This is a genomic window from Pseudomonas fluorescens, from assembly GCF_001902145.1.
GTDB classification, from domain to species: domain Bacteria; phylum Pseudomonadota; class Gammaproteobacteria; order Pseudomonadales; family Pseudomonadaceae; genus Aquipseudomonas; species Aquipseudomonas fluorescens_BV.
This window is the reverse complement of sequence record NZ_MRST01000022.1, coordinates 175,498-198,036: the sequence shown is the minus strand read 5'-3', so window position 1 is coordinate 198,036 and position 22,539 is coordinate 175,498. Positions and strand designations below refer to the sequence as shown.

At 61.8% G+C, this 22,539-nt stretch carries 23 protein-coding genes and 1 pseudogene; 11 read left to right on the top strand and 13 right to left on the bottom strand.

Going from position 1 to position 22,539, the window contains the following annotated elements; genetic code table 11:
• The first annotated feature begins 69 nt into the window (after positions 1-69).
• Positions 70-705, top strand: a complete 636-nt coding sequence (locus BUE92_RS10950) for a pseudouridine synthase (protein WP_073523647.1) — start codon at positions 70-72, stop codon at positions 703-705.
• Here BUE92_RS10950 and BUE92_RS10945 read toward each other — a convergent pair.
• Both BUE92_RS10945 and BUE92_RS10940 read right to left on the bottom strand, forming a co-directional pair.
• Complete coding sequence (locus tag BUE92_RS10945; RefSeq protein WP_025999909.1) at positions 700-909, bottom strand: DUF2788 domain-containing protein; 210 nt, start codon at positions 907-909, stop codon at positions 700-702. The genes BUE92_RS10950 and BUE92_RS10945 overlap by 6 nt on opposite strands.
• A 235-nt stretch (positions 910-1,144) precedes the next feature.
• Positions 1,145-1,624 carry an Lrp/AsnC family transcriptional regulator gene (locus BUE92_RS10940; protein ID WP_003194418.1) on the bottom strand — a complete coding sequence of 160 codons (480 nt, stop codon included), beginning with the start codon at positions 1,622-1,624 and terminating at the stop codon, positions 1,145-1,147.
• A gap of 427 nt (positions 1,625-2,051) precedes the next feature.
• Here BUE92_RS10940 and BUE92_RS10935 point away from each other — a divergent pair, with 427 nt between their 5' ends.
• Positions 2,052-2,933, top strand: a complete 882-nt coding sequence (locus tag BUE92_RS10935; protein WP_073523646.1) for a DUF6515 family protein — start codon at positions 2,052-2,054, stop codon at positions 2,931-2,933.
• Here BUE92_RS10935 and BUE92_RS10930 read toward each other — a convergent pair.
• Positions 2,930-3,823, bottom strand: a complete 894-nt coding sequence (locus BUE92_RS10930; RefSeq protein ID WP_073523645.1) for a cation diffusion facilitator family transporter — start codon at positions 3,821-3,823, stop codon at positions 2,930-2,932. The genes BUE92_RS10935 and BUE92_RS10930 overlap by 4 nt on opposite strands.
• A 9-nt stretch (positions 3,824-3,832) precedes the next feature.
• On the bottom strand, positions 3,833-4,252 hold the full coding sequence (locus BUE92_RS10925; protein WP_003194410.1) for a hypothetical protein: 420 nt from the start codon (positions 4,250-4,252) through the stop codon (positions 3,833-3,835).
• A 222-nt stretch (positions 4,253-4,474) separates the two neighbouring features.
• Here BUE92_RS10925 and hrpB point away from each other — a divergent pair, with 222 nt between their 5' ends.
• Positions 4,475-6,985, top strand: coding sequence for an ATP-dependent helicase HrpB (gene hrpB, locus BUE92_RS10920; RefSeq protein WP_073523643.1), 2,511 nt, complete (start codon positions 4,475-4,477; stop codon positions 6,983-6,985).
• Positions 6,986-7,109: 124 nt separating this feature from the next.
• Here hrpB and BUE92_RS10915 read toward each other — a convergent pair whose 3' ends face one another.
• Together BUE92_RS10915 and BUE92_RS10910 are read right to left on the bottom strand one after the other, a co-directional pair.
• Positions 7,110-8,198 (bottom strand): endonuclease/exonuclease/phosphatase family protein, encoded by a 1,089-nt coding sequence (locus BUE92_RS10915; protein WP_073523640.1) that lies wholly within the window; start codon positions 8,196-8,198, stop codon positions 7,110-7,112.
• Positions 8,199-8,239: 41 nt separating this feature from the next.
• Complete coding sequence (locus BUE92_RS10910) at positions 8,240-8,899, bottom strand: YciC family protein (protein WP_034133780.1); 660 nt, start codon at positions 8,897-8,899, stop codon at positions 8,240-8,242.
• Positions 8,900-9,081: 182 nt separating this feature from the next.
• Between BUE92_RS10910 and BUE92_RS10905 the strand changes: the two genes are divergently transcribed.
• The 3 genes from BUE92_RS10905 (at position 9,082) to BUE92_RS10895 (ending at position 11,040) form a co-directional block, all read left to right on the top strand.
• Positions 9,082-9,807: a DUF2076 domain-containing protein gene (locus tag BUE92_RS10905; RefSeq protein WP_073523639.1), complete on the top strand. Its 726-nt coding sequence runs from the start codon at positions 9,082-9,084 to the stop codon at positions 9,805-9,807.
• A 119-nt stretch (positions 9,808-9,926) separates the two neighbouring features.
• Positions 9,927-10,403: a LabA-like NYN domain-containing protein gene (locus BUE92_RS10900; protein WP_003194396.1), complete on the top strand. Its 477-nt coding sequence runs from the start codon at positions 9,927-9,929 to the stop codon at positions 10,401-10,403.
• 25 nt (positions 10,404-10,428) lie between these two features.
• Positions 10,429-11,040, top strand: a complete 612-nt coding sequence (locus BUE92_RS10895; RefSeq protein ID WP_073523638.1) for a 3'-5' exonuclease — start codon at positions 10,429-10,431, stop codon at positions 11,038-11,040.
• A gap of 123 nt (positions 11,041-11,163) precedes the next feature.
• On the opposite strand, the pseudogene BUE92_RS10890 reads toward BUE92_RS10895, so the two are convergent.
• A pseudogene (locus tag BUE92_RS10890) lies at positions 11,164-11,474 on the bottom strand (DUF6124 family protein).
• Positions 11,475-11,895: 421 nt separating this feature from the next.
• Positions 11,896-12,357, bottom strand: coding sequence for an Lrp/AsnC family transcriptional regulator (locus BUE92_RS10885; RefSeq protein WP_014720049.1), 462 nt, complete (start codon positions 12,355-12,357; stop codon positions 11,896-11,898).
• 160 nt (positions 12,358-12,517) lie between these two features.
• Here BUE92_RS10885 and yedA point away from each other — a divergent pair, with 160 nt between their 5' ends.
• Both yedA and BUE92_RS10875 read left to right on the top strand, forming a co-directional pair.
• A complete protein-coding gene (gene yedA, locus BUE92_RS10880) occupies positions 12,518-13,414 on the top strand; it encodes a drug/metabolite exporter YedA (RefSeq protein ID WP_034126930.1) in 897 nt (298 codons plus the stop codon).
• Positions 13,415-13,462: 48 nt separating this feature from the next.
• A complete protein-coding gene (locus tag BUE92_RS10875; RefSeq protein ID WP_073523637.1) occupies positions 13,463-14,797 on the top strand; it encodes a DEAD/DEAH box helicase in 1,335 nt (444 codons plus the stop codon).
• 534 nt (positions 14,798-15,331) lie between these two features.
• Here BUE92_RS10875 and BUE92_RS10870 read toward each other — a convergent pair.
• Together BUE92_RS10870 and BUE92_RS10865 are read right to left on the bottom strand one after the other, a co-directional pair.
• A complete protein-coding gene (locus BUE92_RS10870; RefSeq protein ID WP_073523636.1) occupies positions 15,332-16,558 on the bottom strand; it encodes a TIGR03862 family flavoprotein in 1,227 nt (408 codons plus the stop codon).
• Between the two features lie 171 nt (positions 16,559-16,729).
• Positions 16,730-17,650 (bottom strand): histone deacetylase family protein, encoded by a 921-nt coding sequence (locus tag BUE92_RS10865; RefSeq protein ID WP_060767991.1) that lies wholly within the window; start codon positions 17,648-17,650, stop codon positions 16,730-16,732.
• Between the two features lie 77 nt (positions 17,651-17,727).
• Here BUE92_RS10865 and BUE92_RS10860 point away from each other — a divergent pair, with 77 nt between their 5' ends.
• The 3 genes from BUE92_RS10860 to BUE92_RS10850 all read left to right on the top strand — a co-directional run bounded on the left by BUE92_RS10860 (position 17,728) and on the right by BUE92_RS10850 (position 19,910).
• Complete coding sequence (locus BUE92_RS10860; RefSeq protein WP_073523635.1) at positions 17,728-18,297, top strand: GNAT family N-acetyltransferase; 570 nt, start codon at positions 17,728-17,730, stop codon at positions 18,295-18,297.
• Positions 18,298-18,456: 159 nt separating this feature from the next.
• On the top strand, positions 18,457-19,326 hold the full coding sequence (gene tesB, locus BUE92_RS10855) for an acyl-CoA thioesterase II (protein ID WP_014720043.1): 870 nt from the start codon (positions 18,457-18,459) through the stop codon (positions 19,324-19,326).
• Entirely contained in the window at positions 19,323-19,910 is a 588-nt protein-coding gene (locus BUE92_RS10850; protein ID WP_073523632.1) for an HAD family hydrolase, read from the top strand. Before tesB ends, BUE92_RS10850 begins: the two co-directional genes overlap by 4 nt.
• Before the next feature lie 132 nt (positions 19,911-20,042).
• Here BUE92_RS10850 and BUE92_RS10845 read toward each other — a convergent pair whose 3' ends face one another.
• From BUE92_RS10845 to BUE92_RS10835, 3 genes are read right to left on the bottom strand one after another with little or no spacing between them, the layout of a single operon-like run.
• The gene (locus tag BUE92_RS10845) at positions 20,043-21,017 is read right to left on the bottom strand and encodes a hypothetical protein (protein WP_073523630.1); all 975 of its coding nucleotides are present in this window, start codon (positions 21,015-21,017) and stop codon (positions 20,043-20,045) included.
• The gene (gene ypfJ, locus BUE92_RS10840; RefSeq protein WP_073523629.1) at positions 21,018-21,905 is read right to left on the bottom strand and encodes a KPN_02809 family neutral zinc metallopeptidase; all 888 of its coding nucleotides are present in this window, start codon (positions 21,903-21,905) and stop codon (positions 21,018-21,020) included. It lies immediately after the preceding gene.
• 45 nt (positions 21,906-21,950) lie between these two features.
• Positions 21,951-22,364, bottom strand: coding sequence for a lipoprotein (locus tag BUE92_RS10835; RefSeq protein ID WP_073523628.1), 414 nt, complete (start codon positions 22,362-22,364; stop codon positions 21,951-21,953).
• Positions 22,365-22,539: the final 175 nt, after the last annotated feature.

The window sequence follows — 22,539 nt, the reverse complement described above, 5'->3', positions numbered from 1 at the left end:
GGTTGGGATGGTCATTTAGCGGTCAGGCCACTAGCATTGTCGGTCCTGACCGTTAGATGTTCCTTTGCCATGTCCCGTCCCAACCGTCCCGATTCACGCCGCCCTGGCGTGAAACCACCGCACTCTGCCGCTCGCCGCGTTGCCAAGGCGCCACCGGCCGAGCCGAAGTTGATCCTGTTCAATAAACCCTTCGACGTGCTGACCCAGTTCAGCGACGAAGGCGGGCGCGCGACCCTCAAGGATTTTATTGATATTCCCGGCATTTACCCGGCGGGGCGCCTGGACCGTGACAGCGAGGGGCTGCTGCTGTTGACCAACGATGGTCAGCTACAAGCGCGGATTGCCGACCCCAAGCACAAGCTGGCGAAAACCTACTGGGTGCAGGTAGAAGGCGAGCCCACCGAAGAGCAACTGCAACGCCTGCGCGAAGGCGTGGAGCTCAACGACGGCATGACCTTGCCGGCCGAGGCGCGGCAACTGGATGAGCCGGCATTATGGCCGCGCAACCCGCCGGTGCGTTTTCGTAAAAGCGTGCCCACCCATTGGCTGGAATTGGTGATTCGCGAAGGGCGTAACCGTCAAGTGCGGCGCATGACCGCGGCGGTAGGCTTGCCGACACTGCGCCTGGTGCGCGTGCGTATTGGCGACTGGTCGATCGACGGCCTGGATCAAGGCCAATGGAAAGCGGTGCCGGCGCGCTTATAAAGCGCCGGATTCAATCAGGCCGATCACCACGCTCTTGATGATGAACGCCGCCACGCCCAGGCCCAGAACGAAGAACAGGATGAACGAACCAAAGCGCCCGGCCTTGGATTTCTTCGCCAGGTCCCAGACGATGAAGCCCATGAAAATGATGAGGATAGTGACCAGGCCGGTCATCATCCATTCTTCAAACAGGGCGGGGTCGATGTTGTTCATGGGACTCTTCCGACAAGACAAGCGAGCAGTATACGGCAGCGTCGCAGACGCAACATTGACCTGAGTCGTACGCGGTCAAACTGTCGGGGGGGGCTTGCCCTGATGCCACTGTAGGAGCGAGCTTGCTCGCGAAAAAATCGCAGGCGCCGCGTTCATTCAGCAAGCACGCGTTATCGTTAACGTTTTTCGCGAGCAAGCTCGCTCCTACAGTTGAACATCGTTGTTCTCAGGTACGCAGGTGGGTCAGGGGCAGTTCGGTGCTGTTGAGCACCTGGTTCAGCACAAAGCTGGAGCGCACGCTGGTCACCCCTTCAATCCGGGTCAGATGGCCCAGCAGCAGTTTCTGATAGTGATCCATATCTGGTACCACGACCTTTAGCTGATAGTCCGCGTCCATGCCGGTCACCAAACTGCACTCCAGCACTTGCGGCAGGGTGCGGATGGCGGCTTCGAAGTTTTCGAAGCGCTCCGGCGTATGGCGGTCCATGCCGATCAATACATAAGCGGTGAGGCTCAGGCCGAGCATCTTGCGGTCGAGCAAGGCGACCTGGCGCGCAATGTAGCCGTCGTCTTCCAACTGCTTGACCCGGCGTGAGCAGGGCGAAGGCGACAGGCCGATGCGTTCGGCCAGCTCCTGGTTGGAGATCCTCGCGTCGCGCTGCAATTCCGCCAGAATACTCAGGTCGTATCGGTCAAGCTTGCTCATTGGGTTGGCCTTTGTCGTAACTATTGCGGTGAATTATCCATGAAGGGTTAAAAATTGCGCAAGCACTGTTTATTGACGCAATCTTCGCAATCCTCTGCCCGCCCGTCACGCCTATGATTACCAACAGAATCACCGCCTGGACAACAGTCCACAGCAACGCGCCCAATCAGGCCCGTTGCGGCCGCCGCCCCAGCAGGGTTGAGCCGGCCTCCAGGCTGCACACTGTCCACAAGACGGCGTGAGGTGAGCCAACGTCAAAAGCGTTGAGCACGGACGAAATTCTCAAGGGGTGGCCGACGGGTCACCCCTTTTTCTTTGTGCGCGTTTTGCCTTCAGAAAATAGTTCTCGTGACTGATAACCTGTCTCAGAACCGGGCGAGGCTTTTCCAGTCTCATGATCAAGCCCCAATCCGCAGTGAGGAAAAGCATGAAGCGCATCTGGCGTATGGCAGGTGTTGGTTTGCTGGTGGTCAGCGTCGGCTCCCAGGCGATGGCCGACGAACGCGATAACTCACCGGGCCAGGGGCATGGGTCGCAAGGGCAGCACGAACGGAGCCCCGAAGGTGGGCCGCGGCCTGAGCATAACCTGCCGATCCAGGGCCGGCCCGATACCGTGCGCCAGACCCAGGAGCCACGCCAGGGTTATTACCGTGATATCCCCCGACGCAACGATGACAACAGGCATTGGGAGGCCGGTAGCCCTGGGCCGCGTGCGGGCAATGACCATCCCAACGATAACCGTTGGCCCGGTCGTCCCGACGGGCATGGCAATGGCTGGGGCCCAGGCCCGCAGCATCGCCCTGGATATGTCATCGACCGTTTCCCCGAGCGCAATTACCGCGTGCCGTACCGTGGTCAGGATTACTTCTTCTCGGGCGGCTACTGGTACCGGCCGCAAGGCCCGCGTTATGTGGTGGTGACGCCGCCGTATGGCATTCGCGTGCATTACCTGCCGGACTATGCGCGTGAAGTGTGGGTAGGCGGTTCGCTGTTGTTCCTCGCCGCAGGCGCCTATTACGCCTACGAGCAAAGCACCCAGCAATACGTGGTGGTGCAACCACCGACGCAGGTGCCATCACCCCCGCCGACGCCTCAAGGCAACGGTTATGACGTGGTGGCTTACCCGGCCAACGGCCAATCGCCAGCCCAGGTACAGCAGGACGGCTACGACTGTTATCGCTGGGCGGTGCAGCAAAGTGGCTTTGACCCGCGCACCGTGACTTACGCCCCGGACCCTGCGGTGGTGCAAACCTACCGCCAGGCCCAGGGCAACTGCCTGGGCAGTCGCGGGTATCAGGTGCAGTACTAGGCCTTGTTGCCGGTGACCACTTCCTGCGGGTCGGCATGCACCAGCACTTCGGCTTTCGGGTATTCCCGGTGAATGGCATCGGCGGCCTGGTCGCTGATGCCGTGGGCCACCGACAGCGTCAACTCCCCCGGCAATTCCAGATGCAGTTGCACAAACCAATGATTACCGGAAACCCGTGTGCGCAAGTCATGGGCACCCAGCACGCCGGGCACGCCACGGGCCAGCTCCAGCATGTGCTGGCTGACATCCGGCGGTAGCTCTTCGTCCATCAACACCGCAAAGCTTTCCCTGGCGATCTGGATCGCGCTCCACAGAATGTAGGCGGCGATACCCAGGCCAAACCAGGCATCAACCTGATGAAAGCCAAAACCTGCCAACACCAGCGCAATCAGAATGCTGCCATTGAGCAGCAAGTCCGAGCGGTAGTGCAGCGAGTCGGCGCGCACCGCGTTGGAGCCGGTCTCGCGCACCACGCGGTGTTGCAGCATCAGCAGGGCCACGGTCAGCGCCAGCGACAAGACAATCACGCCAATGCTCAGCCACGGTGCGCCGACCGGCTCCGGATGCTTGAGCCGTTCATAGGCCTGGAGCGCAATTAGCACCGCACTGCCGGCAATAAACAAGGCTTGCGCCATACCCGCCAGCGACTCCGCCTTGCCGTGCCCGTAACGGTGATCGTCATCGGCCGGGCGCAGGGCGTAATGCACCGCCAGCAAGTTCAACAGCGAAGTCACGCCGTCGAGCAGTGAGTCGGTCAACCCGGCGAGCATGCTCACCGAGCCGCTGAGCCACCAGGCGATGGCCTTGGTCACAATCAACACACAGGCCACGCCCACCGAGGCGCGGGTGGCCAGGCGCAAGAGCCTTGCGTGTTCGGGGCTGCTGGTCATGAGCAATCCTTAAGCGGCAGGCTGCAGGCCCAGGGCCGCCAGTTGTTGCACGCTGCCCTTGAACTGGATCAGGCGTGGGTCGTCCAGCGGCAAGGTGCGACCGGTTTCTTTCTGGATGATGCTTTGCAGTTTGGCGTTATCGACCGTGCCGTCGGCGCCGATGGCTTCGTGCAGTTTCTCGGGAGCGACCTGGGCGGTCTTGCCCGGTTCGAAGTAAATGGCGCCCGTGGCGAAGTCGACACCGAAGGCGATCAGGCCGGGGATCACATAAAACAACAGGCCGAGGGCATCGAGTACCGCGATGGTCGGGTCGATCTTGCCGTCGATCTGGCCACGGCGGTCGGGGTAGAAAATCGAGCCGCAGGCGGTGAGTTGGCTCAGCAGGGTGACGGCGAGGACACCGCCGATGACACGGGAAGCGATACGCATGAAAAAGTCTCCTGAACGCATTTGAAGAATGACTATAAGCGAGTCTACAAGGCGATGATGTCCAAATGTGGGAGCGGGCTTGCTCGCGAAAGCGGTGTATCAGTCATCCGATATGTCGCTGACCCACCGCATTCGCGAGCAAGCCCGCTCCCACATCTGACTCTGTTCCCAATGGGATTATGCAGTTCGCCGTTATACTCGCCGCTCTGCTTTGGAGCCAGTATGAATTCGTTGCCGATCGATGATGTTTTACCCGCCCTGCGTGACGCCTTGGCTCATCGCCATGAAGCCGTGCTGGAAGCGCCCCCCGGCGCCGGTAAAACCACCCGCGTGCCCTTGGCTTTGTTGCATGAGCCCTGGCTCGCCGGGCAAACCATCCTGATGCTCGAACCCCGACGCCTGGCTGCCCGTGCTGCTGCCGAACGACTGGCCAGTGAACTGGGTGAAAAGGTCGGTGAGACCGTGGGCTACCGCATTCGGCTGGACAGCAAAGTCGGCCCCAACACGCGCATCGAGGTAGTCACCGAAGGCATCCTTACCCGTCGCCTGCAGGACGACCCGGCGCTGGACGGCGTGGGCCTGTTGATCTTCGACGAATTCCACGAGCGCAGCCTCGACGCCGACCTGGCGCTGGCCCTGAGCCTTAACGGTCGCGAGCTGTTTCGCGACGAGCAGCCGCTGAAGATCCTGCTGATGTCCGCCACCCTCGAAGGCGAGCGCCTGGCCGGACTGCTGGATGACGCGCCGATCCTGCGCAGCGAAGGGCGCATGTTCCCGGTGCAGATGCGCTGGGGGCGCCCCTACCAGGCCGGGGAGTTTATCGAGCCGCGCGTGGTGCAAACCATCCTCGAAGCCCTGCAGGATGAAACCTGCAGCGTGCTGGTGTTTTTGCCGGGGCAGGCGGAGATTCGCCGGGTCAACCAGCAACTGGCCGAGGCCTTGGGTGATCGCCCTGACGTGCTGTTATGCCCGTTGCATGGTGAGCTGGACCTCAATGCCCAGCGCGCCGCCATCGACCCGGCGCCGGCCGGCAAACGCAAAGTGGTGCTGGCTACCAACATCGCCGAGACCAGCCTGACCATCAACGGCGTACGCGTGGTGATCGACGCCGGGCTGGCGCGGGTGCCGCGTTTCGACCCGGGCAGCGGCATGACGCGCCTCGACACCCAGCGCATCTCACGCGCCAGCGCCACCCAGCGCGCCGGCCGGGCAGGGCGGTTGGAGCCAGGGGTGTGCTATCGGTTGTGGTCCGAAGACCAGCATGAGGGTCTGGCCGCCTATGGCAGTGCGGAAATTCTTGCCGCCGACCTGGCCGGGCTGGCCTTGCAACTGGCGCGCTGGGGCGTGACACCCAGCCAGTTGGTGTGGCTGGACATCCCACCGACAGCCGCCTATGCCCAGGCTCAGGATCTGTTACAACGCCTCGGTGCGCTGAAAGAAGAAACGCTCACCGCCCATGGCCAGAAGATGGCCGAATTGCCCGCCCACCCGCGTATTGCCCACCTGTTGTTGCGTGGTCAGGACTTGGGGTTGGCCGCCACCGCCTGTGACGTGGCAGCCCTGTTGGGCGAGCGCGATATCCTGCGCGGCGGCGGTGCCGATTTGCACAGCCGCCTGGCGCTGATGTCCGGTGAAGAACGTGCGCGAGGCACCCAAAGTGGCGTGCAGCGTGCCAAGCAACTGGCCCGGCAATACCGTGGCTACCTGCGCGGCAAGGCGACCCAGCCGGTGGACAACCCCGACCATCCACGCTGGCTCGGCGCCTTGCTGGCGCTGGCCTACCCCGACCGCGTCGCCCAGCAACGTCGCCCCGGTGGCGCTGAATATCGCCTGGCCAACGGCCGCGCGGCGCTGTTTGCCGAAGCCGACAGCCTGATGAAACAACCCTGGCTGGTGATCGCCGACCTGGGCAGCCGCCAGGGCCAGCGCGAAGAACGCATCTACCTGGCGGCGGATTTTGATCCAGCCCTGTTCGACACGGTGCTGGCCGAGCAAGTGCGCAACGTCGACCAACTCGACTGGGACGAGCGCGAAGGCGTCCTGCGTGCCGAACGCCAACGCAAAGTCGGTGAACTGGTGCTCAGCCGCGACCCCCTGACCGGCCTCGACGAATCCGCCCGCAGCCAGGCGCTGGTCAACCTGGTGCGCCGCAAAGGCCTGGAACTGCTGCCCTGGACTCCGGAACTGCGTCAGTGGCAAGCCCGTGTGATGCTGCTGCGCCAACTGGATGCCGGCAACACCAGCGAGTGGCCCGACCTCAGCGACAAAGCCCTGCTCGCCAGCCTCGAACACTGGCTGATGCCTTACCTGGGCAAGGTCTCGCGCCTCAGCCATTTCGCCAACTTGGATATCTCCAGCTACCTGCACAACCTGCTGCCCTGGCCCTTGCCCCAACGCCTGGAAGAGCTGGCGCCGCAGCACGTGAAAGTGCCGTCGGGCTCCTCGGTGCGTCTGGACTACAGCGAACAGCCGCCGATCCTGGCGGTGCGCTTGCAGGAATTGTTCGGCTTGGCAGACACCCCGCGTATTGCCGGCGGGCGCCTGGCCGTGAAGTTGCACCTGCTGTCCCCGGCGCGGCGGCCGGTGCAGGTCACGCAGGACTTGGCGAACTTCTGGCGCAGTACCTATGCCGAGGTGAAGAAGGATCTCAAGGGGCGATACCCCAAGCATTATTGGCCGGATGATCCATTGGTGGCCGAAGCGACGGCCAGGATCAAACCGCGCAAACCCTAACGACAAAGATCCAATATGTGGGAGCGGGCTTGCTCGCGAAGGCGGTGTGTCAGCCAGTGCATGTATTGGCTGACCCGACGCCTTCGCGAGCAAGCCCGCTCCCACAGGGGGGGCGTGTCAACGCTCATTGCGCGGCAGGCAGCAGGAAGCGGGCAATGACCGGTAAATGATTGGAGATGCGCAACGTGTCTTCCTGCCTTACCTTCGCCTCCACCCGCTTGATGCGCGGGCTGTAGAACAGATAATCCAAGGTGCGATCCGGCCCGTCCAGGCTTGGGTCATTGGGGAAGTGCGTCAGCCATTTTTCACGATCAATCCCGCTGGATTCGCTGTTGCGCGGGATCATCGGGTACTTGTCCCACAGCAGGTGCAACTCGCTGTCCGGCGCATACTGCCCACGTTTAGCCGCGTCCAGGCGCAGGTATTGGCCCAGTGGCAGCAGGTTGAAATCCCCGCCTATCAACCAGGGCGTGCCCCGGCCTTCGAACTTATCCAGCAGCTTGGCCGTGGCTTGCACTTGTTCTTGTGCTGCCGAGCGGCCAGGTGCGCTGCCGTCCAGGCGTGTATTGAGCACTGCCAGCTGGCCGCCATCGCTCAACGGCAGATACGTCAGCAACAAGGCGGGCTTAGACTGGAACTGACGGCTGATGAAGTTGGCATCGGCGGTTGGCAGTTGCAGGCGTTCGGCGTGTTCGATCTGGTAGCGGCTGAGCGTAGCGAGCTTGCGCCCCACGCTACCGAAGATATGCAGGCTGGGCACAAAGTCGGCTTTCCAGTCGAAGGCCTGGGCGCTGCACGGGTAGAGGTCGACCAGACGCTCCTGCAACAGCGCAAGCTGGTCCTGATAATGGGAAGGCTTGGCGCCTTCGTCGACTTCCTGCAACAGCAGGATGTCGGGTTGTTCGTCGCGAATCACGCGCGCCACTTCGTCGAGGCTGAACGCCATGTCTTCGACGGTGGGGCGATCGTCCGGGCCGCTATCGTCCGGGGTGTCGTACCAGAACACGTAGTTCTTGCCGGCCAGGTATTGCACATTCCAGGTCATGACCTTGAGCGCCTGCCCCGGCAACAGCGTCGGAGCGCGGGGTGCCACGCAGCTGACGGGCAGGGTCTCTTTGTCGGCAGGGCGCCAGGTCAGGCTGTAGATCAGCGCGGCCAGCAGGCCGGCGATGATCAACAGGCTCAACAGGGTGATGCGCAATAAACGGGTCATCGGCTCGGCTTATATGCGTGTCAGAAGAGCCACGGAGCATATCACCGCACGTCGGCGTCGCCACCGATCAACATGAATAAACGGAACAGCACCACACTGGTGAACAGTTGCAGGAAGCTGTGGGCGCTGTCCATCAGCAACCCCAGCAACGGCGCCGGCTCAGGGTACGCCGCCACGCTGGCGCCCTTGAGCAGCCACAACGGCGTCATCACGCACAGCAGGCACACCAGGATGCGCCAGAAATGCCCACGGGTCAGGCGCAGGCTTTCCTTCATCGCCGCCAACGCCGGCATGCCGCGCAATACCAGCAGGTATTCGGCAAACGCCAACACCACCATCAGCCACAAGCCCGGCAGGAAATACAGCGACAGCCCCAGCAGAATCAGCAAGGTGCTCATGGCTGTCAGCAGGGCGAAGCGCGGCCACAGGCTCAGGGCCATGGCCCACACATCCTTGGTGCGCGGCGACTCGCCCCGGGTGCGGGCGTCAAGAAACAGGATCAGGGCGCCGGTGTACAGCGGGTACACCAACAAACCCACGACCACGCTGTAGCCGGGAAACGCATCCGGGCCCAGCGTGTGGTCCAGCACCTGTTGCAGCAAGGCTTCGAGGATCACCAATGGCAGGCACAGCTGGACGATGGCGCCCAGGTTGCGCTGGGTAAAGCGGAAGGAGTCGCGCAAAACGTCTAACGGATTCATCAGGGTCATCACAAGCCTGGAAGCAGAGGGCGACACTTTAACCGATCAGGCTCAAAGGGGCGCAAACGTAAACCTTGAGTAAAGACCATTGAAACAACTCGTAACATCCCCATAACTGGAAAGCCCCCGGCCTGATCACAGGCGGGACCGGAATTTTTTATCGGCAATCTAACGAGGTCGCCATGAACAGCGAAGAGCAAACCCTGATCGATGGACTGTTTTCACGGTTGCAACAAGCCGAAACGGACTCAGCCCCCCGCGACGCCCAGGCCGAAGCGCGGATCAAGGAGCATATGGCTCGCCAACCCGCCGTCGGGTACTACATGACCCAGTCGATTCTGGTTCAGGAACATGCGCTGCAAAGCCTCGACGCGCAAAACAAGCAACAGGCTCAGCAGATCCAGCAATTGCAGGACGAGCTGCAACGGGTCAAGGCCACGCAACCCGCGCCGGCCAGCGGTGGTGGGTTCCTGTCGAGCATCTTTGGCGGCGGCTCCCGTGAGCCACAGCCTGCGCCGAGCAACTCAGGTGGCGGCTGGCGTGAACCGGCGCGGCCATCGTTCAACCAGCCAGCGCCCCAGCAGAACTATCAGCCGCCGCAAGCACCGGCAGCCGCGCCAGCCGGCAGTGGCTTTCTCGGTGGCGCCATGAAGACCGCCGCCGGTGTGGCCGGTGGTGTGTTGCTGGCCGAAGGGATCAGCAGCCTGTTCCATCACAACCAGCAGCCGCAGGTGGTGGAAGAAATCATCGAACAACCGGCGCCGGCCAGCGATCAAGGCAACTGGGGCAACGATGACCAAAAGTTTGCCGGCAATGACAACTGGGGCAGCAATAACGCCGATAGCTTCGCCGACAGCGATTATTCCGACGATTCCTCTTCCTTTGGCGACGACGATTCCTTCGTCTGACACACCGGGCCCGGGGCGCTGCGGCGCTCCGGTCTGATTTTTTCCCGGAAACGCTCCCTTGGCTGGCATACTGGCGCCCTTTCCGGGCGCTGGCGCCTGGCTGTCCATGAGGAAGTGCGGTGAAAAAAATTGCAGTGTTCGCCGATGTGCAAAACCTCTACTACACCGTGCGTCAGGCCTATGGTTGCCACTTCAACTACGCCGCGCTGTGGGCTGACATCAGCGCGCGCGGGCAGATTGTCGAGGCGTACGCCTATGCCATCGACCGCGGCGACAGCAAGCAGCAGCAGTTCCAGCAGATCCTGCGCAACCTGGGGTTCACGGTAAAACTCAAGCCGTACATCCAGCGCAGCGACGGCTCCGCCAAGGGCGACTGGGACGTGGGCATCACCCTCGACATCATGGACGCCGCCGACCATGTCGACGAAGTCGTGCTGGCCTCCGGTGACGGTGATTTCGACATGCTGCTCGAGCGCATCATCCACAAGCATGGCGTGCGGGCCGTGGCCTACGGCGTGCCGGGGCTGACGGCCAACTCATTGATACGCGCCGCCAGCCACTACGTGCCGATCGAAGGCGCGTTGTTGCTCAAATAGATCGTAGAACGGAGTTGAAACAGGTTTGGAACGTATAGCGGTCATCGACTTTGAAACCACCGGCATCACCCCCAGCAGCCACTGCCGGGCCACGGAGATTGGCGTGGTCATCCTTGAGCGCGGGCAAATCGTGGATCGCTACCAGAGCCTGATGAACGCCGGTGTGCGCGTACCAGCCTTTATCGAACAGCTCACCGGCATCAGCAACGCCATGCTGCGCACTGCGCCACCGGCTGAACGGGTGATGAACGAAGTCAATGAGTTCGTCGGCACCACGCCCTTGATGGCGCACAACGCCGCGTTCGACCAGAAGTTCTGGGACTTTGAGCTTGGCCTGATCCGCCGCACCCGCCTGCAGAAATTCGCCTGCTCCCTGCTCCTGGCTCGCCGCCTGATGCCGGCGGCGCCGAACCACAAGCTCGGCACCCTCAACGCCTACGCCAAATTGCCCCACACCGGCCAGGCTCACCGGGCGCTGGCGGATGCGGAAATGGCCGCCAACCTCACAGCGCACCTGGCCCAGGAACTGCGCCAGACCCACGGCCTGCGTGAACTGTCCCATGACCTGTTGTGCACCTTGCAGAAAGTGCCGGCGGCGAAGATCAATGAACACCTGAAGAAACATCGCGGGTTCTAAGTACACTGAAGATCCCCATGTGGGAGCGGGCTTGCTCGCGAATGCAGGGTGTCAGTCGCTAAATAAGTTGACTGACACACCGCCTTCGCGGGCAAGCCCGCTCCCACATGGGTTATGCGTCGCCTATCGAGGCTGTGCGCACTCCAGCGCCTGATCCACCACCCCCTTCGCCATCTCCACCAAATGCATCACCGCCCGCTGCGGTGCCTTCATCACCTCACCCGAGGCATGGGCCGTCTCCACCGCGCAATGCAACAAATCCGCCGCATGGGCCAGGGCGTCTTCGAAGCTCAGGTTGTCATTCAGGATAAAGATGGGCGCATCCGGGGCGGATGCCTTGAGGTAGTAGTCGATGGCACGACGGTGGAGCAGGGCGTCTTCGCTGAGGAAGTCGGTTTTGGACTGGGTGGATCGGGGGTGACTTTTTTGACCATGGTGAAACTTCTCCGTCTGGTAAGAAGCTGCAACCGTTCGCTTGCACACGAATTAGGGTGGCAGCAGTACGCGGGTGTGCAAGACCGAGACGGAGTCCGGTAGATCCGAAGATCTCCCGCGTACAGCTGCCATGACACTTAGCGCCTGAGATAAACCAGGCGTAGAGAGTTAAGAGGGCTATGCGTATTACCGTCGTCGGACTTGCACGTCCGGTCACCGAACATTAGATGACAGGGCGAGACTAGCTACCGAATCCGACGGAAACAAGGCCGTGGGATTCTCTCGGAAACGTCCCGCAAATGAAAGGGATTGGTCTTGCGATGAAACCAATGACGCCATCGGGGGCAAGCCCCCACCCACACTTTGATCTGTGAATACATTCAAAAATGTGGGAGGGGGCTTGCCCGCGATGGCGATCGCTCAGCCAGCATTTTTCCCATTGGCTTCCAATTGCCCCAACGGCACCCGCCGCTCTATGGCGCTGGACAAAATAATCGAGGTCTTGCTGAAGCCAAACTTCGCTACGCGGTTAATCAGGTTCTCCAACTCGGGCATCGAGCCCACCGCCGCTTGCATGATCACGCATGGGTCGCCCGTGACCCGGTGGCATTCGGTCAGTTCGGGAATTTCCGCCAGAGCGTCGTATACCTTCTGGCTGCCGTGATTGGTCAACCGCAGTTCGATCACGCATTGAATCGGCAAGCCCACCTTGGACAAGTCCACCTTGGCCTGGTAGCCGGTGATCACGCCGCTGGCCTCAAGCTTGGCCACGCGTTCGGCCACGGCAGGGGCGGAGAGGTTCACGGTGCGCGCCAGTTGCGCGTAGGAAGCACGGCCATCTTCAAGCAGGGCGCTGAGGAGCATGCGGTCGTATTTGTCCATGATAAGGCTCCGGTTGCGCGTGGCTTTCGAAAGCACGGTTTATAGCCTTGATAACCATGGTTTGAGAAGTGTATTGGCGTTTTAAACAGGTTTTGTAACTTAAGTTTATGCACCTTCGTTTCTAGAATAAGTCTCCCATTTCCTGCCATAGAGCCGCCCAATGCCTGGCCCACGTCGCTTTCCCTTACCGTTGATCGCCGCCTTTTTTGCGTTGTATGTGATCTGGGGTTCCACCTACCTGGTGATCCGTATCGGCGTGGAGTACTGGCCGCCGCTGTTGCTGGCGGGGATTCGGTTTTGCACGGCGGGCGTGTTGATGTATGGCTTCCTCAGATGGCGCGGGGTGCCGGCGCCGACCTGGCCGCAGTGGAAGGCGGCCGGGATGATCGGCATTTTATTGCTCACTGTGGGCAATGGTGGCGTGAGTGTGGCGGAACATATGGGCGTGTCGTCCGGCGTGGCCGCGCTGGCGGTGGCGACGGTGCCGCTGTTTACCTTGCTGTGTGGGTTTTTCTGGGGCGCGCGTAATACGCGGTTGGAATGGGCCGGGGTGCTGCTGGGGATCATCGGCATCGCCATGCTCAACATGGGCAGTACCTTGCAGTCGAGCCCACTGGGCGCGGTGTTGCTGTTGATGGCGGCGGCGTCCTGGGCCTTCGGCTCGGTGTGGAGCCGCCACTTGCCGCTGCCTCAAGGCGCCATGGCCAGTGCCGCGGAAATGCTCGTGGCTGGCGTGGCGCTGCTGATCGTCAGTGCATTGTCTGGCGAGCACCTGCAGGCCATGCCGCCGCTGGAAGGCTGGCTGGCCCTGGCGTACCTCACGGTGTTCGGCTCGATCATCGCCTTCAACGCTTATATGTACCTGCTCAAGCACGTACGCCCGGCGGCGGCGACCAGCTACGCCTATGTGAACCCGGCCGTCGCCGTGTTGCTGGGGATTGTGTTCGTGGGTGAGAGCATCGGCCTGGAAGAAGCCCTGGCAATGCTGGTGATCATCAGCGCGGTGTTGCTGATCAGCCTGCCCCAATGGCGCAAGCCCAAACCCGAAATAAGGTAAACTGCCGCGCATTACGCCCTTGCGCTGAATTTTTCCTACGGTAACTACATGACTTTCGCCACCCTTGGCCTGATCGAACCCTTGCTGCGCGCCCTTGAGACGCTTGGCTACCAGACCCCGACGCCGGTGCAGGCGCAAGCCATTCCGGCAGTGCTGGCCGGTCGCGACCTGATGGCCGCGGCCCAGACCGGCACCGGCAAGACCGCAGGTTTCGCCTTGCCGCTGCTGCAACTGCTGACCCTGGAAGGGCCGAAAGTCGCCGCCAACTCGGCGCGTGCGCTGATCCTGTGCCCCACCCGTGAACTGGCCGAGCAGGTTCATGCCAGCGTTGCCGAGTACGCCCAACACCTGCCGCTGACCACTTACGCGGTGTACGGCGGCGTGAGCATCAACCCGCAGATGATGAAGCTGCGCAAAGGCGTCGACATTCTGGTCGCCACCCCTGGCCGCCTGATCGACCTGTTCCGCCAGAACGCGCTGAAGCTCAACCAGCTGCAAACCCTGGTGCTGGATGAAGCCGACCGCATGCTCGACCTGGGCTTTTCCGAAGAGCTTGCCAACATTTATCGCATGCTGCCGAAAAAGCGCCAGACCCTGCTGTTTTCCGCGACCTTCTCCGATGACATTCGCCTGCTCGCCGGGCAGATGCTCAACGACCCGCTGAGCATCGAAGTCAGCCCACGCAACGTTGCCGCCAACACCGTCAAGCAGTGGGTGGTGCCGGTGGACAAGAAGCGCAAGCCGGAGCTGTTTGTGCACCTGATGCGCAAAGGCCGCTGGAAGCAAGTGCTGGTATTCGCCAAGACCCGCAACGGCGTAGACGCCTTGGTGGACAAGTTGCAGGGCCTGGGGATCAACGCCGACGGCATCCATGGCGACAAACCACAAGCCACCCGCCAACGCGCACTGGACCGCTTCAAGACCAGCGACGTGCAAATCCTGGTGGCCACCGATGTGGCGGCCCGTGGCCTGGATATCGAAGACCTGCCGCTGGTGGTCAACTTCGACCTGCCGATCGTGGCCGAGGACTACATCCACCGCATCGGCCGTACCGGCCGTGCGGGCAACACCGGTGAAGCGATTTCCCTGGTGTGTGCCGATGAGGTGAACATGCTCTCGGCCATCGAGATGCTGACCCGCCAGACCCTCACCCGCAAAATGGAACCGGATTTCGAGCCGGAGCACCGCGTGCCGGACACCGATGCCAGCGGGCAGGTGGTCAAGAAACCGAAAAAGCCGAAGAAGCCTAAGGCGTCCGGCGGTGGCGGCAAGCGCAACCTGGGCAAGTGGGTGGACAGTGGGGACGTGGCCCCGGCTGAGCCTTCGATCAAGCCGGTGCGCAAGGTGCCGGTTTTTAACACAGGGCCGCGTAAGAAGAAGTGATTTTGCGCGGTGGCTGATGGCCTCATCGCAGCATAGGTATCTACATAACTCTATAAGCTCAACGGTAACCACGATGCGAAGCGAGCCGCTTTTGATCTGCTTTTGATCTTAGGCGCCCCGTTAAACCACGCTGGCGGATTACGGGTACACCGAGCCTAAGCGAGGTGCCGAGTGGTGGGGCAAGAGCGTTTTGCTTACTTTTGCGCTTTTCAAAAGTGAGCCACTGTAAAAGCGGAACCCTAAGTGGCCGTTACCGCAGGAATGGATATGTACACGGTCCAACTGTGTTGACTGTCAGGCCGTCTTCGCAGGCAAGCCAGCTCCCACATTGGATCGCGGGGCATCAGTTATATCTGTGTCGGCTGCCAGGCCGTCACGGGAGCAAGCTCCCTCGCCACAGATTTAGCGTCGTGCCGAAGTTGTGTAGATACCTATGCTCATCGCAGGCAAGCCAGCTCCCACCTTTGAGTTGCGAATACAGTCAAAGGTGGGAGCTGGCTTGCCTGCGATGGCGGCCTTGAATCCACCCAGCTCTCAGCGGTTAAGCCACTCCAACATCCCCAGCCCAGCCGCCCGGCCACTGGCAAAACACCCGGTCAGCAAATACCCACCGGTCGGCGCCTCCCAATCGAGCATTTCCCCGGCACAGAACACCCCAGGCAAGGGCTTGAGCATCAACCGCTCATCCAGCGCTTCAAACGGCACACCACCGGCCGTGCTGATCGCCTCATCCATTGGCCGCGTCCTCACCAGCGTCAGCGGCAACGCCTTGATATCCACTGCCAATTGCGCCGGATCGGTGAAGTGTTCACCAGGCGTCAGCTCGCGCAACAACGCCGCTTTCACACCATCCAACCCCAACTGACTGTGCAAATGCTTGCTCATCGACCGCGAGCCACGGGGCTTGGCCAATGCGGCCTGCACCTTGTCCAACGGCTTGCTCGGCAGCAAATCGATATGCACCGTAGCAGTACCGTCGCGGTTGATCGCTTCGCGAATCGGCGCTGACAAGGCGTAAATCAAGCTGCCTTCGATACCGGTGGCGGTGATCACGCATTCGCCCAGCCGAGGCTTGTCATCCCCCAGGCCAATGGCGACGTTTTTCAACGGCGCGCCAGCGAATTTGCTGACCATCAACGCGCTCCAGGCCGACACCTCAAACCCGCAGTTGCTCGGTTGCAGTCGCACATAGGGCAGGCCTTTGCCTTCAAACAGGTTGAGCCATGCACCGTCGGAGCCCAGTCGCGACCAGCTGCCGCCGCCCAGGGCCAGCAGCACGGCGTCGCTGTGGACAACTATTTCACCGTCCGGGCTGTGGATAAGTAAATCGCCCTCGGCATTCCAACCCGTCCAACGATGCCGGGTGTGGATAACCACACCTTGCTCCCGCAGACGCTTGAGCCAGGCGCGCAGCAGGGGCGCGGCTTTCATGTCGGTAGGAAATACGCGGCCGGAGGTGCCGACAAAGGTCTGGATACCCAGGCCATGGATCCATTCGCACAACGCCTCGGCGCCAAAGCTGCGCAGCAGCGGCGCCATGTGCGGCGCGCGTTCGGCGTAGCGCGACAGGAACGCCGGGTACGCCTCGGAGTGGGTGATGTTCATGCCGCCCACGCCTGCCAGCAGGAACTTGCGCCCCACCGACGGCATGCCGTCGTACAGATCCACGCGCACGCCCGCCTGGCTCAAGATTTCGGCGGCCATCAGCCCGGCGGGGCCGCCGCCGATAATGGAGACGTGGTGGGCAGAACTCTGAGGCATGGGCAGGGCTACGGTGATGTGAATAGGCCGAGCATTCTACCCGACCACGACGCCGCTGCCTGATCAAAAAACGTACAATTTCCTACAGGCCATGCGGTCAAACGCTTGTAGCCGCTTACGCTCAAGTTATCCACAGGCCGTTCCACAGGCATTGTGGGTAACGCTCACACTTCAATGACAGCCTGATGACGTCCATACCCGCTGCGCGCTGTGGTGCAGGATGCCGTGGCGGCGGGCGAGGGCAGGGCGGTCCTTGCTATAGCCGCCACCGATCACGCCCATCACCGGTATGTCGCGGCCCAGGCAGTGGCGCATCACGCTTTCATCACGGGCGGCGACGCCTGCATCTGTCAGCTTGAGGTAACCAAGGGCGTCGTCCTTGTGCACATCCACGCCGGCGTCGTACAGCACCAGATCCGGCTGGTAGAGCGGCAGCAGGTAATTGAGCGCGTCATCCACCACCTTGAGGTAGTCAGCATCGCCCATGCCCATGGGCAGCGGGATGTCCCAGTCGCTCTGGGCCTTGCGTGCCGGGAAGTTCTTTTCGCAGTGCAGCGACACGGTGATGGCGTCCGGCGTGTCGTGCAGAATGCGTGCGGTGCCGTCGCCCTGATGTACGTCGCAATCAAAGATCAACACGCGATTGACCCGGCCGCTGGCCAACAGGTAATGGCTGATCACCGCCAGGTCATTAAAAATGCAGAAACCCGCCGGATAATCGTAATGGGCATGGTGCGTGCCACCGGCCAAATGGCAGGCCAGGCCATGTTCGAGGGCTTGTTCGGCGGCCAGGATCGAGCCGCCCACCGCACGCACCGTGCGCCGGGCCAGGGCTTCGCTCCAGGGCAGACCGAGGCGGCGCTGGTCTTCGCGGGACAGTTCACCGCTCATGTAGCGTTCGATATACCCAGGTTCATGGGCCAAGGCCAAAATATCTGCCGGGCACAGCGGCGGGCGCAGCAATTGGCTGTCTTCAGTCAGGCCGCTGTCCACCAGGTGGTCACGCAACAGGCGAAACTTGTCCATGGGGAACCGGTGGTCCGCCGGGAACTCAGGGCTGTAGTCTTCGTGGTAGATCAATGGCAAGGGCATGGGATTTTCTGACGGGAACCTGCGACGGATCTTAACAGCGCTGTACACTCACGCACATGGCAAGGCAGGGGGGACCCATGGAGCCGATACTGGAATTGGAAAGTGCACGCTTAGTGCTGCGCCAATGGCGTGACAGCGACCTGCCGGACTTTGCGCGCATGTGCGCCGACCCGCAGGTAATGCGTTACTTCCCGGCTCAATTGAGCCACTTGGAGAGCGCAGCGTTGATCGGCCGGATTCGCGGGCATTTTGCTGAATATGGCTTTGGGTTCTGGGCTTTGCAGCGCAAGGACACCGGTGAATTTATCGGCCTGACGGGCCTTGCGAATGTCAGCTTCGAAGCCGGCTTTACCCCGGCGGTGGAGATCGGCTGGCGCCTGGCCCGTGAGCATTGGGGCCTGGGTTATGCCAGTGAGGCCGCCTGGACCGCGCTGCGCTGTGGTTTTGACCGCTTGCAACTGGACGAAATCCTGGCCTTCACCACCGAAGCCAATCTGCCCTCACAAAAAGTCATGCAGGCCATCGGTATGCATTACGATCCACTGGCAGATTTTGAACACCCGAAAGTCGCAGCCGGTGACCCGCTGCGCCCGCATGTTTTGTACCGCATCACCCGCGCCCAATGGTTGGACACGCTGCACGGATAGGCAGGCGGTCATGCTCAATAGAAACCTGTAGGAGCGAGCTTGCTCGCGAAGGTCGTTAACGATGACGCAGTGCTTCTGGTTTACCGCAGCGCTCTTGCGTTCTTCGCGAGCAAGCTCGCTCCTACAGGTAGATACCGTTTTGCTTTGAGGAGAGTTTGAATGAGCCAAGTATTGGAAGATCTGGTGGACTTGCTGACCCTGGAGCCGATCGAGGAAAACCTCTTTCGCGGCCGCAGCCAGGACCTGGGCTTTCGCCAACTGTTCGGCGGCCAAGTGCTCGGCCAGTCGCTGTCGGCGGCCAGCCAGACCGTAGAAGAAGCTCGGCATGTGCATTCCCTGCATGGTTATTTCCTGCGCCCTGGCGATGCCGCGTTGCCGGTGGTGTATTCGGTGGACCGCGTGCGCGACGGTGGCAGTTTCAGCACGCGTCGTGTCACCGCGATTCAAAAGGGCAATCCGATCTTCACCTGCACGACCTCGTTCCAGTACGACGAACAAGGCTTCGAGCACCAGACCACCATGCCGGTGGTAGTGGGCCCGGAAAACCTGCCGTCGGAGCTGGAGCTGACCCAGCAACGTGCGCACCTGATCCCCGAGCACATGCGCGACAAGCTGCTGTGCCCCAAGCCCATCGAAGTGCGCCCGGTCACCGAAAAAGACCCGTTCAACCCGCAGCCGTCCGACCCGGTCAAGTACGTGTGGTTTCGTGCCGACGGTGCCTTGGCGGACACGCCGGCGCTGCATAAGTACCTGTTGGCCTATGCCTCGGACTTCGGCCTGTTGACCACCTCGCTGCTGCCCCATGGCAAGACCGTGTGGCAGAAAGACATGCAGGTCGCCAGCCTCGATCACGCGCTGTGGTTCCACGCCGACCTGCGTGCCGATGACTGGTTGCTGTACGCCATGGACAGCCCGTGGGCCGGCAACTCCCGGGGTTTCTCCCGGGGCAGCGTGTACAACCGCGCCGGGCAACTGGTGGCGTCGGTGACCCAGGAAGGTTTGATTCGCCATCGCAAGGATTGGGCATGAGCCTCTGCGACGTGAAGCACTGGGTGTTCGACATGGACGGCACCCTCACGGTGGCGGTGCATGATTTTGCCGCGATCCGCGTGGCGCTGGACATTCCACCCGAAGACGACATCCTCACGCACCTGGCGGCCTTGCCGGCGCCGGAGGCAGCGGCCAAGCATGTCTGGCTGCTGGAGCACGAACGCGAGCTGGCGCTGGGTTCCGTTGCGGCCGCAGGTGCCGTGGAACTGGTGCGGGAACTGGCTGGGCGCGGTTATCGCCTGGGGATCCTGACCCGCAATGCGCGGGAGCTGGCCCATATCACCCTGGAGGCGATAGGCCTGGCGGACTGCTTTGCCATTGAGGACGTGCTGGGGCGCGATGATGCGCCGCACAAGCCTGATCCGGGTGGCCTGTTGAAACTGGCGGCGGCGTGGGACGTAGCACCGAGCAAAATGGTGATGGTCGGGGATTATCGCTTTGACCTGGATTGTGGTCGGGCGGCGGGGACCAAGACCGTGTTGGTGAACCTGCCGGAGAACCCGTGGCCGGAATTGGCGGATTGGCATGCGGCAGACTGCGCAGTGCTGCGCCGGATGATTTGAATCGGTTAGCATAAATCCAATGTGGGAGCGGGCTTGCTCGCGAATGCGGTTGTTCAGTATCAAATAGGATGACTGACACTCCGCATTCGCGAGCAAGCCCGCTCCCACATTTTTATTGGGTTTTGTCAGTGACTACTGCGTGAACAGTACCTTTTCTCCCTCTGGCGAGGTAAACATCTTATCCCCGTCATGCCCCACCCCCGGCACTTCTACCAGCCGGTGACCCAACTGCGGATGCCGCTGCTTGAGGTAGTCAAAGAAGTTGTGGCCACGTATCAGCCGATACGCACCCTGGGTTTCGGCTTCGCAGCTTTTATCCAATGCCGGGTGGTTGGGGTCGATGTCCTGCACGCCCAACAGGTAAGTGATGTCGCGTGAGACGTAGTCTTGTTCCAGTTGCTGGGCACCTCGGTCACCCACGTAATCCGGCAGGTTCTGCATGCCGTACTTCCAGTCGTTGAAGTCTGGGCAATTGGCGATGTCGAACGTCACCGGGCGTTGCGGGCTGAAGTACGCATAGGACGACGGGTTAGCCACCACATACCGCAGGCGGATGCCCTCGGTGTTCAGCAACGGATGGTCGTGGCCGGTGAGGGCGAAGCGCTGCACCACTTGGCCGCCACCGGAATGCCCGGCGACCACGATTTCTTTCAGTGCCGGGAACAGTTTGCGGTTGCCCAAGTGCTTGATGATCTGGTCCAGAGCGCCATAAGAGCTGATCTGCCCTGGGCCGGTGGAAGCTGCGCCGGCCATCCAGTCGTTACCCTTCCAACGCACTACCTCGTGGCCCAGGTGGTTGCGCTTCACGTCGGCTTGATTGAGGAACTGCGGTGCGATCACCAGCGTAGTGCCGCCCACCCCGGCATGCTCGGCCGCGTTGATGCCGCTTTGCAGGTAGGTCTGCGCATTGCGCAGGCGGCCATGCACGATGATCAGTGCGCGAGTGACCTTGGGCAGCGGCTGGCGCCAGTCCTGGCTCATGCCCAGGCTGAGGTCGCCGGCCTCCAGATGAAAGCGATCGGGGCTGACCACCTTGACGCCGTGTTCAGCCGCGAAGGTGCAACAGGACACGAGCACACCCAGCAGTAACCCCAATCGTTTGATCATTTAGAGACTCTTGGCCGCGAAGGTATCGCATTGAGTGATCTGGCCCTGGGCGAAGCCGGTCTTGAACCAGCGCACGCGCTGGGCCGAGGTGCCGTGGGTGAACGAGTCTGGTACCACGCGCCCCTGGCCTTGTTGCTGCAAGCGGTCATCGCCGATGGCATTGGCTGCGTTCAGGGCCTCTTCGATATCACCGGGTTCCAGCCAGTTCAGGCGTTTTTGCGCCCGGTTGGCCCACACCCCGGCAAAGCAGTCGGCTTGCAGCTCCTGGCGTACGAGGAGACCGCCGTCGCCTTCCATCTGCCGACCCTGTTGGCGCGCCGCCTGGATCTTGGACGAGATGCCGAGCAGGGTTTGCACGTGATGCCCGACTTCGTGGGCGATCACATAGGCCTGGGCGAAATCGCCGGCGGCCTGGAAGCGTTGCGACATTTCGCGGAAGAAATCCAGGTCCAGGTAGACCTGCTGGTCAGCCGGGCAATAGAACGGGCCGCTCGCCGAGGTGGCACCACCGCAGGCGGAGTTCACCCGGCCACGGAACAGAACCAGTTTGGGGTTCTTGTAGGCCAGGCCGTTTTCCTGGAACACCTGGCCCCAGGTGTCTTCGGTATCGCCCAGCACCGCGCGCACAAAATCGGCGTGCTCATCGTTGGCCGCCGGTGCCTGACGCGGCTGGGTGCTGACCGACGGCGCCTGTTCCATCTGGCCAGTCAATTGGCCAAGAATCTGCATCGGGTCCTGGCCGGTCAGCCAGCCAATGCCAACGATCAGCACGATGGCCGTGAGGCTCAGGCCCTTGCCGCCGCCGAAGCGCATACCGCCGCCACCGCCGCCACTGTCGTTACGGGCATCCACCACGTTGTCGCTGCGTCGGCCTTTTTTCCATAGCATGGGAGCAATCCTCTGTGTGCTAACCGTGATTGATTATGGTCGGTATTAACGGCAATAGCCTTCGCCAGTGGCAACGATCAGGCAGTCTTTTTTATCTGCCAGCCACTTCAAACCGGTGGCGGCGCCATCGCCAGCGCGCAACTGCTGCGGGCCGTCGGGGCGGGTGAAGGCGATGCCGTCTTCAGCGGCCTCACCTTTGAAGGTGCCGGCGTCATCGGCGTCCAGGCCGTATTGCATGGTGAGAAGGTAGTGGCCGCGGCCAATGCTGTCGTCCTTGGCGATGGTCAGGTACAAGCCTTCGACGCCGACCCACTTGCCGACCCATTTATCGGTGGGCGGGGTCTCGGGCACCAGGGTCGCTTGCACGGAGGCGGGCGCGGGCTTGGGGGCTTCTTTCGGGGTTTTATCGCAGGCGGCGAGCAGGGCGAGGGCAGACAGGGCAAAGAGGATTTTTTTCATAGCGGCAAGGCCTTGGTTAAAAAGTGTGCAACGCCGGGGCGAGCGTGCAGCGTTGGACTCGGATCCATCGATTTAGTGCGCTGTTCGCCCGGTGTTTGGTTATGCTCTTGGGGCAGACTCCGGCCCGGCTGCTAGATTACCGGGTTGAGCGCGACTTGGTTCAGCGCTCAGCGTC